Consider the following 12,964-nt stretch of genomic DNA (forward strand, 5'->3'; position numbering starts at 1 on the left):
GCAACAAAACAGATTCAAGCGGTTAACCTTATGTTTCCTGCCTGAAACAAAAATAACACCTGCGGCGTACCTATCATGAAATTTAAATCAGCAATAAAACCCTATACCGGCGCTGCCGGTGGCTGGGGTTCTCTCGAAGCTACCACTCGCTTTGTACTGGACAGTAAGCAAGCGTTAAAAAATATTCGCAACTTATTGCGCGTCAATCAGGTTAAAGGTTTTGATTGCCCTGGGTGCGCTTGGGGTGACGATAATCACAGTACCTTCAGCTTTTGTGAAAATGGTGCAAAAGCAGTTAGTTGGGAAGCCACGCGCAAAGCAGTGGAACCGCAATTTTTTGCTGAACACACCCTCGCCACCTTGCGCCAACAAAGTGACTATTTTCTTGAGTATCAAGGGCGAATCACTCATCCAATGCGCTATAACCCACAAACTGACCGCTATCAACCGGTCAGTTGGGAAAGCGCGCTGGCGTTAATTGCTCAACATATTAATGGCCTAGATAGCCCTAATCAGTTGGAACTGTATACCTCGGGCCGTGCCAGTAATGAGGCCTCCTACCTTTATCAACTCTTTGGCCGCATGTTAGGCACTAATAACTTCCCTGATTGCTCAAATATGTGCCATGAAGCCAGTGGTACTGGGCTGAAACAGAGTATTGGGGTCGGCAAAGGCACCATCCGCATGCAGGATTTTGAACGAGCTGATGCCATTTTTGTTTTCGGGCAAAATCCGGGGACCAATCATCCGCGAATGTTACACAGCCTGCGCCATGCCAAAGATCGTGGGGCGCGAATTGTCAGCTTTAATACTTTGCGCGAGCGCGGATTAGAACGTTTCGCCGATCCACAAAATCCGATTGAGATGTTAACGCCAAAATCCTCGCCTATTAGCTCGGCCTATTTCCAGCCCAATCTGGGCGGTGATATGGCGGCAGTACGCGGCATGGTGAAGGCGCTACTGGAAGCTCACCGTGAACAATTGGCGCGGGGAGATAGCGGTTTGTTTGATCACGCCTTTATTACTGCGCATACCCAAGGAATCAACGACTATTTAGCCGCAGTCGACAACACCTCATGGCAACAAATTACGCAGCAATCGGGCCTGAGCGAGGAACAAATACGTCACGCGGCTGATATTTATCAGCACGCCGAGCGCGTCATCCTAACGTGGGCTATGGGGATTACGCAGCATAAACACTCGGTGATAACTGTTCGTGAACTGGCCAATCTACAACTGCTGTTTGGTCAGCTCGGCAAACCCGGCGCGGGTTTATGCCCGGTTCGCGGTCACAGTAATGTACAGGGCAACCGCACCATGGGGATTGATGAGAAACCCTCGGCGGCAATGCTGGCACGCTTGGGTCACCATTTTGGTTTTGAGCCACCTCAAGATGCAGGTCACAATACGGTAGAAGCGCTGGAAGCCATGCTCCGCGGTGAAGTCAAAGTGCTGATAGCCTTAGGGGGAAATCTGGCCGCCGCAGCCCCAGATACCGAACGAACAGCACAAGCACTACGCTGTTGCGATCTGACTGTGCATATCAGCACCAAACTGAACCGCAGCCATCTGATTACTGGCGCTGACGCCTTGATTTTACCGACATTGGGCCGCACGGAGCGTGATATGCAAGCCACCGGTTCACAATTTATTACCGTGGAAGACTCTTTCAGCATGGTGCATGCCTCAGAAGGTGTAGGCAAACCGCTGGCAGACACGCAACATTCAGAAACCGCCATTGTTTGCGGTATCGCCCAGGCTGTTTTTGCTAATAAACCGGCTCAGGGAAAAGCTCTGGATTGGCTTGCCTTAGCTGATGATTACAATCTCATTCGTGATCATATTGCGGCGACCCTCCCCGGCTTTGATGACTTTAATGCACGCTGCGAGCAACCCGGCGGCTTCTATTTAGGAAGTGCTGCCGCTGACCTGCAATTTGCGACACCAAGTGGTAAGGCCGAGTTTTGTGCTTCCGCATTACCGGAGAGTTTGTTCCCGCACATTGCCGGAAAGCAAGTTCCCTTTGTGCTGCAAACTTTACGTTCTCACGACCAATACAACACTACGATTTATGGTCTTGATGACCGCTATCGTGGCGTTTATGGTCAACGGGAAGTGTTGTTTATTAATCCACAAGACTTAGCCGAATTGGCGTTAGAAGATGGCGAACTGGTCGAGATTGAAACGTTGTGGAATGACGGCATTACCCGAAAAGTCAGTGGGTTCAAGTTAGTCAGCTATGATATTCCGCGCGGTAATCTTGCCGCCTATTACCCTGAAACTAACCCACTGGTGCCCTTATCCAGCTTTGGTGATCAAACCCACACCCCAACATCAAAATCAGTGCCTGTCGCCGTGCGACGTTGCCAGCAACCGCAATCATTGCGTATTGCCTGAATGCAATCGATGAAGGGCAATGGATATGCCCACGTCTTTCTCAGGGAATTGCTCGCCAAGGTGATATGCTGCTTGCCCGATGGGGCTGATTCGCGTAAAACTGTCAGCCGGATTAATCCCTCTCACTACACCATTCACTGGACGATATGTTTCAAGATAACCCGCTGCTGGCGCAGCTAAAACAGCAACTTCACACTCAGACTCCACGCGTCGAAGGCGTCGTTAAAGGTACTGAGAAAGGCTTTGGCTTTCTTGAGGTAGACGGGCAGAAAAGTTACTTTATTCCGCCACCGCAGATGAAGAAAGTCATGCATGGCGACCGCATTATTGCCACCCTGCACACCGATAAAGATCGTGAGATTGCTGAGCCGGAAACCCTGGTTGAGCCATTTTTGTCGCGCTTTGTGGGCCGAGTGCAGAGAAAAGATGACCGCTTGTCGATCGTCCCTGATCACCCTTTATTACGTGATGCTATCCAATGCCGTCCGGTGCGTGAGTTAACCCACGACTTCCAGAATGGAGATTGGGCTGTTGCTGAAATGCGCCGCCATCCATTAAAAGGTGACCGCGCTTTTAATGCTGATCTGACCGCCTTTATCACCCATGGTGAAGATCATTTCGTCCCTTGGTGGGTTACATTGGCGCGTCATAATCTGGAACGCGAAGCGCCTGTGATGATTGAGTCTGCCCTGCATGAGGGTGGCCTACAACGCGAAGATCTGACCGCGCTTAATTTTGTCACTATCGACAGTGCCAGCACTGAAGATATGGATGACGCATTGTATGTGGAAGACAAAGGTGATGGCTCCTTGCTGTTAACTATTGCCATTGCCGACCCTACCGCGTATGTCGATGAAAACAGTGAGTTGGATTTAATTGCGCGCAAACGTGCATTTACCAACTATCTGCCCGGCTTTAATATCCCGATGTTACCGCGGGATTTATCTGACAATCTCTGCTCGCTCCGTCCAAATGAACGTCGCCCGGTATTGGTGTGCCGCGTGACTATCGCGGCCGACGGCGCGCTGGGTGATGATATTCATTTCTCTGCCGCTTGGGTTGAGTCTAAAGCCAAACTGGTTTATGACGAAGTTTCTGACTGGTTAGAGGGCATCGGTGACTGGCAGCCACAAAATGCCGATATCGCTGAACAGATAACGCGCCTTAAACGTGTTTGTGACGCCCGCTGTCATTGGCGTCAACAACACGCACTGGTATTCAAAGACCGCCCTGACTACCGTTTCTTGCTAGGTGAAAAAGGCGAAGTGCTGGATATCATTGTTGAGCACCGCCGTATCGCCAACCGGATTGTTGAAGAGTGTATGATTGCCGCTAACGTCTGTGCTGCCATAGCACTGCGCGATAATCTTGGTTTTGGTATTTACAATGTGCATACCGGTTTTGACCCAGCGCTGGTTGAGCAAGCCGCAAATGTCTTGCAAGCCAATGGGGTTGAAGCGGACCCACAAGCACTGCTGACGTTACCGGGCTTCTGTGAATTGCGTCGCCATCTTGATGCGTTACCTACTCAGTTCCTTGATAGCCGTATTCGCCGCTTCCAGACGTTTGCTGAGATCAGCACCGTTCCCGGGCCACATTTTGGTTTAGGGCTTGAGGCTTATGCAACTTGGACGTCGCCAATTCGTAAATACGGCGATATGGTCAATCATCGCCTACTGAAAGCGATTATTACTGGCCAGCAAGCAGAAAAACCGCAAGATGAAATCACCGTCCAACTGGCCGAGCGCCGCCGGTTGAACCGTATGGCAGAACGCGATGTGGGTGATTGGTTATATGCCCGCTACCTTCAGCCGCAGGCGGGTACTGATACGCGCTTCGCCGCAGAGATCATTGATGTGACTCGTGGTGGTCTGCGTGTACGCTTGCTTGATAACGGTGCAGTGGCCTTTATCCCAGCACCGTTCATTCATGCGGTGCGTGATGAACTGGTTTGCAGCCAAGAAACCGGCACCGTGCAAATTAAAGGTGAAACAGTGTACAGCCAGAGCGACAAGATTGAAGTGCGCATTGCCGAAGTGCGGATGGAAACCCGTAATGTGGTCGCTCGCCCTGTTGTCTAATAGATAACTTGCATAAAACTGATAAGCCGTGGTGATATATAACATCCACGGCTTTTCTATTTCCACGACGCTTACCCAATAGATTTCAAGGTGCAGCCAACGCTCTTGCGGCTGGAAAGATGATGGGCACATGTCACAATATGTAAGCAAATGATACCAAAGATAAGTTAAAAACAAATAGCTCATCACATTTCTCACTTTCGCTACTTTTCTTTCACATTAAAGCTCCTATGTTAAATAACCGTTACGGCCCTTCATTCTGTCGGTGTCGATAACCTCTATACCCAATAGATTTCGCGTTGTAGGTCGGCGGCAACAAAATGAACCCAAGGAGTTGAGATAACTCAATGAATGGGGTGAATAATGGCAGCCAACAGCTCTACATCTTGAAAGGTGGCGGGTAGATATCCCCCAACATAACGAAGGAGCCGTTACCCATGAAGAACGTCAAGACCGTCGTCATATGGCTGACAGTGGCGTTAATTGGTGCATTTGCTTTTGCCATGCTGGCACTTAGCCGAGGTGAGCATGTTAATGCCATCTGGTTGGTGATCGCCTCTGTGGCGTGCTACAGCATCGCTTATCGCTTTTACAGCCTGTTTATTGCCAAGAATGTATTTGAATTAGATGATCGACGTTTAACGCCTGCCGAACGGCGTAATGATGGTCTGGATTATGTCCCGACCAATAAATGGGTACTCTTCGGCCACCACTTTGCCGCAATTGCGGGTGCCGGGCCGTTAGTCGGTCCCATTCTGGCCGCTCAAATGGGCTTCCTACCGGGCACTATCTGGATTTTGGTTGGGGTCATGATGGCGGGTGCGGTGCAGGACTTTTTGATCCTGTTTATTTCCACCCGTCGCGATGGGCGCTCTCTGGGGGAGATGGCAAAACAAGAACTGGGTGCTTTTGCCGGGGTTATCACCATGTTGGGTGCATTGGGCGTGATGATTATCATCTTGTCAGCACTAGCCTTGGTGGTGGTTAAGGCACTGGCTGACAGCCCGTGGGGTCTGTTTACCATTGCAGCCACCATCCCAATCGCCCTGTTTATGGGCGTGTATATGCGTTTTCTTCGTCCGGGTAAAATCGCCGAAGTGTCATTAATTGGCTTTGTGTTAATGATGGCAGCAATTATTTATGGCGGAAATATTGCCGCACATCCTTATTGGGGGCCATTCTTCACGCTACATGGCACTACGCTGACTTGGGTGCTGGTTATCTACGGGTTCATCGCCTCGGTACTGCCGGTATGGCTATTACTGGCTCCACGCGATTACCTCTCAACCTTCCTGAAAATTGGCGTCATTATCGGTCTGGCTATTGGTATTGTGTTCGCGATGCCAGAAATGAAAATGCCAGCTGTCTCGCGTTTTATTGATGGAAGCGGCCCGGTATTCTCTGGCAGCTTGTTCCCGTTCCTGTTTATTACTATCGCCTGCGGCGCCATTTCGGGCTTCCATGCGTTGGTTGCCAGTGGCACTACGCCGAAACTGGTAGAACGCGAAAGCCACACCCGCTTTATCGGTTATGGCGCGATGTTGATGGAATCCTTCGTCGCCATCATGGCCTTGATTTGCGCCTCTGTTATCGATCCAGGCGTTTACTTTGCCATGAACTCACCGGCGGCGTTAATTGGCACCACCGTAGAAAGTGCCTCGCAAGCCATCAATAGTTGGGGATTTGTCGTCACACCTGAAGTTCTGACCATGATTGCCAAAGATGTCGGTGAGAACTCCATTCTGTCCCGTGCTGGCGGTGCGCCAACCTTCGCCGTTGGGATGGCACATATCATTAGTGAAGTCTTTAACAGCCGCAACATGATGGCCTTTTGGTATCACTTTGCCATCCTGTTTGAAGCCATGTTCATTTTGACCGCTGTTGATGCAGGTACCCGTGCTTGCCGCTTTATGGTGCAGGATTTGGTGGGCGTGGTGGTGCCAAGTTTGGCGAATAACCGCTCATGGTTTGGTAACTTGTCTGGTACTACCGTGGCCGTTGCTTGTTGGGGCTTCTTTGTCTATCAAGGTGTAGTCGATCCGCTGGGGGGTATTAACACTCTGTGGCCGTTATTTGGCATCGGCAACCAGATGTTAGCCTCGATGGCGCTGATTTTAGGGACCGTCGTCCTGTTTAAAATGAAGAAGCAGCGCTATGCTTGGGTAACCATCTTGCCAACAATTTGGCTGTTTATTACCTCAATGACGGCAGGCTGGCAGAAGATATTCCATGAAAAACCGAGCATTGGCTTCTTGGCTCAAGCGAAGAAATTCTCAGCCGGTGTCGAGCAAGGCGTTTTAATTGCTCCGGCCAAGAGCATTAAAGACATGGAAACCATCGTGTTTAACAACCAGATCAACGCCGCTTTGTGTGCATTCTTCATGCTAGTGGCGGTGACCATGTTGATTTCATCTTTCTTTGTGGTTCGCCGTGCGCTGAAATCTAGCAAACCAACCACACATGAGACTGAAATCGTCTGGCGTGAGGAGAGTGCTCGTGGCTAATGCAGGTATACCGCTGCGTACCCGGCAGCCCCATTTATTGCACAATAATTCGTCATCAACGGGGCCGCGCACCATTACGCGCTGCATCCCCTTGGTTCCGATGAAATCTCACCCAACCACTCTGCGGGCATGGGTGCGCCTCATTGCACATCGGGTGGCGCAAAGTTTTCGCTTAATGGTAGGGGTTCAAGATTACGGTAATTATGTCAATCATATGCGCCGCCATCACCCCGATACTCCCCCGATGAGCGAACGTGATTTTCATCGTTATTGTCTGGATGCGCGTTTCCCTAGTAAGGCGGGAAAACTTGGGAAGTGCCCTTGCTAGGGGAAGTCATTCGTGGTTTGCATTGTGCAGTAAGTGACAGCGTAACCCAATAACCATTGACTAAAACCAACATAACGCCCTGTTGATTATTCACAGGGCGTTTTTAATGGTGACTATCGATTAGCTTAAAATAGCGCTACCAAACGCACCTTGCCAGTCATGCTCAAACTGCTCTACTGCCGCTTTTACTGCCGGTGTACTGATAAACTGCTCGGCCACATCCACAGGAATAGTCACAGACTGGCACCCTGCCAGCAGGCAATCGAGCACCTGTCGTGGTGTACGGAAGCTGGCCGCTAGCACTTTTGCCCCCGGTGCATGTAGGGTCAGCAATTGTTGCAGTTCGCGCACCATTGCAATGCCATCCCCGCCCTGAGCATCCAATCGGTTAACATAAGGCGCAACATACTCCGCTCCGGCCAATGCAGATAACAGACCTTGCCCAGCACCATATACTGCCGTGCCCAATGTCGGGATCGACATGGCTTTTAATTTCTTAATTGCCGCCAAACCTTCTGCCGTTGCCGGAACTTTAATCACCAATCCAGGAACCCGTTGCGACAATAATACAGCCTCAGATACCATCAGTTCACTGTCACTGGCCAACACTTGTGCAAAGAGCTTACCGGTGCCACCTAGCGCATCACGTAGCGCAGGTAATACTTCCCAAATAGGTTTACCCGCTTTTGCCAAAATGCTTGGATTTGTGGTGACCCCTTGTAGCGGCAGCACCCGCGCCAGGCGTTTCACTGCAGCGACATCGGCTGTATCGAGATAAAGCTCCATAAGAACCTCCAGATTGTTTAAAGCGAATAGATTAATGAAAAATCATTAGCCGCAATCATAGACCAATCATCAGTCCATAACGTGATCCTCATCAACTATCTTTCATTCGAAAGTAAATTATACTTCAAACGAAAATTTTATTTTTTGACGGATACGGTATGAACGCAAGACAGCAGGCAATTTTACAGATTGTGAATGACCAACAGCGTGTGAGTGTGAGTCAATTGGCACAAGCCAGCCAAGTCTCTGAGGTGACCATCCGCCAAGACCTTAATCTGCTCGAAAAGCGGGGGTTGCTCAAACGCGTCCATGGCTCTGCGGTGGCCCTTGAAAGTGATGATGTTGATGTGCGCATGATGACTCACTTCTCGACCAAGCAGAAACTGGCCAACCATGCCGCTTCACTGGTCAATGATGGTGAAACCATTTTTATCGAAAGCGGTAGCAGCAATGCCCTGCTGGCCCATAAACTGGCACAGCGCCCTAGCATTACTCTGGTGACGGTGAGTGGCTACATTGCTCGACAATTAAAAGATTCCACCTGCGAGGTGATTTTGCTTGGTGGAATTTATCAGAAGAAAAGTGACAGTATGGTCGGCCCTCTGACACAGCTTTGCCTGCGTCACGTACACTTTAGCAAAGCGTTTATTGGTATTGATGGCTACCAGATGGGAACGGGTTTTACCGGGCGTGACATGCTGCGTGCAGATGTTATTAATAGCGTGCTCGCTAAAGGAGCTGAAAATATTATTTTGGCTGATGCATCAAAGTTTGGGCAGGTACATCAAAATTCGCTGGCCCCCTTATCAAGTATCAACCGAGTGATTACCGATAACCGCTTACCTGCTGGCTATCAACAACAGCTCATGGCCCAAGGGATCCAAGTCGATATTCTCAGCGAATAAGACACCTACATTTATAGATTGCGGAGCACGAAAATGGCAGACATCACATTCACGCGCGAACAAACACAACGAATGGTGCATAAAATTCAACGGTATATGGAGCAAGAGCATCACTTTGAACTGGAAGATTTTGATGCGGAGTTTCTATTGCAATTCATCAGCCGTGAGCTAGGTGTGCATTATTATAATCAGGGCGTTAATGATGCAATTGCACAAGTAGAAGCCAAAGTGCTTGATATTACTGACGCCATGTTATGGCTGGAAAAACCTGTGCAAGACTGAGCACAGGTTCACCACCACACATAAAATCACTGCCCGTAATAGGCATTTTTACCGTGTTTGCGCAGATAGTGTTTATCCAATAACTCTGGTTGCATATCCGCTAATTGTGGATTCAACTGACGAGAGTAAATCCCCATATAAGCCAACTCTTCTAATACTACGGCGTTGTGTACTGCATTATCCGCACTGGTTCCCCAAGCAAATGGGCCATGAGAATTGACTAAAACGGCGGGTACATCCTCCGGTTTAATCGCGCGCTCATGGAACGTCTCGACAATTACATTGCCCGTCTCCCACTCATAACGGCCAGCAATTTCTTCCGGTGTCATCAGGCGAGTACAAGGAATGGTGCCATAGAAATAATCTGCATGAGTAGTGCCCCATGCGGGTAAGTCTAGACCCGCTTGCGCCCAGATAGTGGCATGGCGTGAATGGGTATGTACGATACCACCAACGTGCGGGAAGTTAAGGTAAAGTACACGATGAGTATCAGTATCAGACGAAGGTTTCTTGCTACCCTCCACGACTTTGCCGGTTTCCAGCTCCACCACCACCATGTCATTGACTGTCATGACATCATATTCCACACCTGACGGTTTAATCACGAGCAGGCCCTGTTGCCGGTCAACTGCGCTGACATTGCCCCAAGTGAAAGTGACCAGATGATGGCGTGGTAACGCCAGGTTGGCAGCAAGTACTTGCTGCTTCAGTTCGTTAAGCATCGTCGTATCCTGATATAACCGAATTACCCTCATTTTCAGCGTCACCGGTCAGAACCGGTATGGGATAAATGGCTATAAACTGCGTGCGGATCGGCTAGAAAGTGCAGTCTGAGAGGTGCACAGATAAGAATATGACTCTTTGTTCAGCATAGACAATGAGTTAATTGTTCAGATAAACCTTAATTCGCCCATGACACAGCCAAATTAAGACTATTTACCTATTAAATGATTCTCGGACATTTATACTGCTTTATATCGGCGAAAAAACGAGTTTTCAGTATTAATCCCGAATTTAAATCAAAAAGACGTTTTTTATTCTAAACACTAACATTTTAAGACCACGGCTAAAATTGATACAATGCCTATACTAAGTAAGGTAAGTTCAATTTGATACGGATAGAGCAGGATATATAAATTGTAGGCATATCACCTGCTCTATCCGTATTAAGCCAACGTCAGGAGAATTATGATGATGATCAATAAACGATTTGCCACTGCTGCATTGGCCCTTACTCTGGCCTTATCGTTATCTGCATGTTCTAACATGTCCAAGCGTGACCGTAACACGGCTATTGGTGCTGGTGCTGGTGCCGTCGGCGGTGCGGTATTGACTGGCAGTACATTAGGGACGTTAGGGGGCGCGGCGATCGGTGGGGTTATCGGCCATCAGGTTGGCAAATAACATTTAACCTTCGTTCTTGGCGTTACAAGAGATTATCTGCAACGCCAAGAACCTTGGATACTCTCTTTCGAACTTGATGCGAGTAAAATTAAAACGTTATATCAACCACCAGCCAATTTAACTTTCATTCCCTTGGCCTCCAGAAGTTGCTTCAGCAAATCCCGTTTATCTCCTTGAATTTCAATGATTCCGTCTTTAACCGAACCTCCACATCCACATTTTTTCTTCAACTCAGCCGCCAGTTTCTCCAGCATTTCATCGCTGCCATCAACACCGGTAATCAAACTTACACCTTTACCTTTACGCCCACTGGTTTGGCGCTGAATGCGGACAATACCATCACCTTTCGGCCGCTCAGGTTTGAGCGCTGGCTCACTGATACGGCCAGAGTCAGTTGAGTAAACCAGACGGCTATTATCATTGCTCATTTTGCCTCCTGACTCAGCGATGCCAGAATATCACTCAGTGTCTTTTCCGGGTTTGGCGATTGGGTGATCGGGCGCCCTATCACCATATAATCCACGCCCACTGCAACTGCCTGCTCTGGCGTCATAATACGACGTTGATCACCCGCGTCACTGCCTTGTGGACGAATACCGGGGGTCACAAGTTTAAAATCTGTGCCACATACCTGTTTCAGACGTACCGCTTCATGGGCTGAACACACCACACCATCTAAGCCGCAATCCCAGGTCAATTTTGCCAAGCGCTCAGCCTGCTCTGCCGGGGAAATATTAATGCCAATATCACGCAGATCCTCGCCATCCATGCTGGTCAATACCGTGACCGCAATCAATAATGGTGCATGTTTCCCAAAAGGTAATAACGCCTCTTTCGCTGCGGTCATCATACGCGCGCCACCACTGGCGTGGACATTCACCATCCAGACCCCGAGGTCCGCGGCGGCAGCAACGGCATGCGCAGTGGTATTTGGAATATCGTGGAATTTTAAATCCAGAAAGACCTCAAAACCGCGCTGATGTAAGTCACGAACCAATTGTGGGCCATATAAAGTGAACATTTCTTTGCCCACTTTTAATCGGCAATCACGCGGATTAACACGATCAGCGAAGGCTAACGCCGCGTCTCTATTGGCATAATCCAGTGCAACAACGATCGGGGAAGTTATTGGGCCACTGTTATTAGTTTTCGTTGCAGACGTCATTTTTAAGCCTTTTTCAGTCAGTTAGTCATGATAACAGGCACATTCTACAGGCTACATCACTGAAATCACAGCTATCAGGTTACCTACGGTTGACCCTTTGTACACCGCGGGTTGATGGTAAAAGTCAGTTTGCGTCAAGAGGATATCCCCCGCATAACCGCCATTAAGTAAAATAGTTTCAAGAAGCGTAAATTATCGATCAATATATTTGATTAAGATGGTCAGGTGTTTGTGATTTTCATTCAACACCAATGCTATATCATTCACTCCATCGCAAGACATTGATTGTCTACTAATGATTTAAATAATACCTATTTAATCAAAAAATTGGAGTGTCACATGAAAAGCATCAAATACATCGCACCTGCTATCATTCTTTCCCTCGCTTCATTTGCCAGTGTTGCAGCCACGCAAATTCAGAAAAATACATCAACTGAATTGAATGAAATTGGTGTAATTTCAGTCAGCAATGCTAGTACGCTGACTGATTTAGAAAATGCATTGGCGCAGAAAGCGGAAGCTGCCGGCACAACCTCATTCCTGATAACCTCAGCCAGTGGTAATAACAAGATGCACGGCACGGCTGTTATTTATCGTTAAATTTATTCCCCCTCTGGTTAAGTCTGTGTCGCATCACAAAAAAGAGCGCTTTGGTGCTCTTTTTTGCTCATTTCAATGTGAATTTTTTGTGACAATTGTGTTATCCCCTAGACAGTTTTCCTTTCCTCACATAGCTTGGTATTTTCCCTTAAGTTGAAGGTTATATGATGAGCGAAATATCTACCTTAACCATTAAAATCCCTCTGGAATTAAAAGATAAAATAAAAGCAGCAGCCTTAGAAAAACAGTTTTCCCTCAGTACCGAAGTCTGCGAAAGGTTGGAAAAAAGCTTTGAGGTTGATGTTAAAAGTAGTAAGGGCAGCCGCAAAGATGCCAAATTGCATCACAGCGAAATTGATAACCAAGGCGTGGAAGAAATTTCAGAACAACCATTAAGTCAGAAAGAGTTAAAGAAACTGCGGCAACTTTTGAAAGACGGTGTGAAAGCGTCTCAGAAGAAAAGATAAATCAGGAATGCTATATATCCTCGCCCATCGGGTGATTCACCTCAC

Annotated in this window: 13 protein-coding genes; 9 read left to right on the forward strand and 4 right to left on the reverse strand. The window is 48.3% G+C overall.

The features are described 5' to 3' along the window. Window positions 1–75: 75 nt before the first annotated feature. From HUZ92_RS08275 to HUZ92_RS08290, 4 genes are all read left to right on the forward strand, one after another. A complete protein-coding gene (locus HUZ92_RS08275) occupies window positions 76–2,397 on the forward strand; it encodes an FdhF/YdeP family oxidoreductase (RefSeq protein ID WP_145579967.1) in 2,322 nt (773 codons plus the stop codon). Between the two features lie 146 nt (window positions 2,398–2,543). Then, a complete protein-coding gene (locus HUZ92_RS08280; protein ID WP_050101281.1) occupies window positions 2,544–4,478 on the forward strand; it encodes an exoribonuclease II in 1,935 nt (644 codons plus the stop codon). Between the two features lie 437 nt (window positions 4,479–4,915). After that, entirely contained in the window at window positions 4,916–6,982 is a 2,067-nt protein-coding gene (locus HUZ92_RS08285; protein WP_050101282.1) for a carbon starvation CstA family protein, read from the forward strand. Then, entirely contained in the window at window positions 6,975–7,310 is a 336-nt protein-coding gene (locus tag HUZ92_RS08290) for a YbdD/YjiX family protein (protein WP_050101283.1), read from the forward strand. The genes HUZ92_RS08285 and HUZ92_RS08290 overlap by 8 nt, the downstream gene beginning before the upstream one ends. A 120-nt stretch (window positions 7,311–7,430) precedes the next feature. On the opposite strand, the gene fsa is transcribed toward HUZ92_RS08290, so the two are convergent. Continuing rightward, window positions 7,431–8,096, reverse strand: a complete 666-nt coding sequence (gene fsa, locus HUZ92_RS08295) for a fructose-6-phosphate aldolase (RefSeq protein ID WP_050101284.1) — start codon at window positions 8,094–8,096, stop codon at window positions 7,431–7,433. A 158-nt stretch (window positions 8,097–8,254) separates the two neighbouring features. Here fsa and HUZ92_RS08300 point away from each other — a divergent pair, with 158 nt between their 5' ends. Both HUZ92_RS08300 and HUZ92_RS08305 read left to right on the forward strand, forming a co-directional pair. Continuing rightward, window positions 8,255–9,001, forward strand: coding sequence for a DeoR/GlpR family DNA-binding transcription regulator (locus HUZ92_RS08300; protein WP_050101285.1), 747 nt, complete (start codon window positions 8,255–8,257; stop codon window positions 8,999–9,001). Window positions 9,002–9,034: 33 nt separating this feature from the next. After that, window positions 9,035–9,283, forward strand: coding sequence for a DUF2164 domain-containing protein (locus tag HUZ92_RS08305; protein ID WP_050101286.1), 249 nt, complete (start codon window positions 9,035–9,037; stop codon window positions 9,281–9,283). Between the two features lie 26 nt (window positions 9,284–9,309). On the opposite strand, the gene araD is transcribed toward HUZ92_RS08305, so the two are convergent. Then, on the reverse strand, window positions 9,310–10,005 hold the full coding sequence (araD, locus tag HUZ92_RS08310) for an L-ribulose-5-phosphate 4-epimerase (protein ID WP_050101287.1): 696 nt from the start codon (window positions 10,003–10,005) through the stop codon (window positions 9,310–9,312). Between the two features lie 466 nt (window positions 10,006–10,471). Between araD and osmB the strand changes: the two genes are divergently transcribed. Beyond that, on the forward strand, window positions 10,472–10,687 hold the full coding sequence (gene osmB, locus HUZ92_RS08315; RefSeq protein ID WP_026017843.1) for an osmotically-inducible lipoprotein OsmB: 216 nt from the start codon (window positions 10,472–10,474) through the stop codon (window positions 10,685–10,687). 101 nt (window positions 10,688–10,788) lie between these two features. Here the strand turns inward: osmB and yciH are convergent, their stop codons facing one another. Continuing rightward, window positions 10,789–11,115, reverse strand: a complete 327-nt coding sequence (gene yciH / locus HUZ92_RS08320; RefSeq protein ID WP_050140611.1) for a stress response translation initiation inhibitor YciH — start codon at window positions 11,113–11,115, stop codon at window positions 10,789–10,791. Then, the gene (gene pyrF / locus HUZ92_RS08325; RefSeq protein ID WP_050101289.1) at window positions 11,112–11,852 is read right to left on the reverse strand and encodes an orotidine-5'-phosphate decarboxylase; all 741 of its coding nucleotides are present in this window, start codon (window positions 11,850–11,852) and stop codon (window positions 11,112–11,114) included. The genes yciH and pyrF overlap by 4 nt, the downstream gene beginning before the upstream one ends. 339 nt (window positions 11,853–12,191) lie before the next feature. On the opposite strand from pyrF, the gene bhsA reads away from it, so the two are divergent. Together bhsA and HUZ92_RS08335 are read left to right on the forward strand one after the other, a co-directional pair. After that, complete coding sequence (gene bhsA / locus HUZ92_RS08330) at window positions 12,192–12,452, forward strand: multiple stress resistance protein BhsA (RefSeq protein WP_145579968.1); 261 nt, start codon at window positions 12,192–12,194, stop codon at window positions 12,450–12,452. Between the two features lie 167 nt (window positions 12,453–12,619). Next, window positions 12,620–12,919 carry a hypothetical protein gene (locus tag HUZ92_RS08335; RefSeq protein WP_050101291.1) on the forward strand — a complete coding sequence of 100 codons (300 nt, stop codon included), beginning with the start codon at window positions 12,620–12,622 and terminating at the stop codon, window positions 12,917–12,919. The last annotated feature ends 45 nt before the right edge of the window (window positions 12,920–12,964 follow it).

It is taken from the genome of Yersinia vastinensis, from assembly GCF_902726565.1.
GTDB classification, from domain to species: domain Bacteria; phylum Pseudomonadota; class Gammaproteobacteria; order Enterobacterales; family Enterobacteriaceae; genus Yersinia; species Yersinia vastinensis.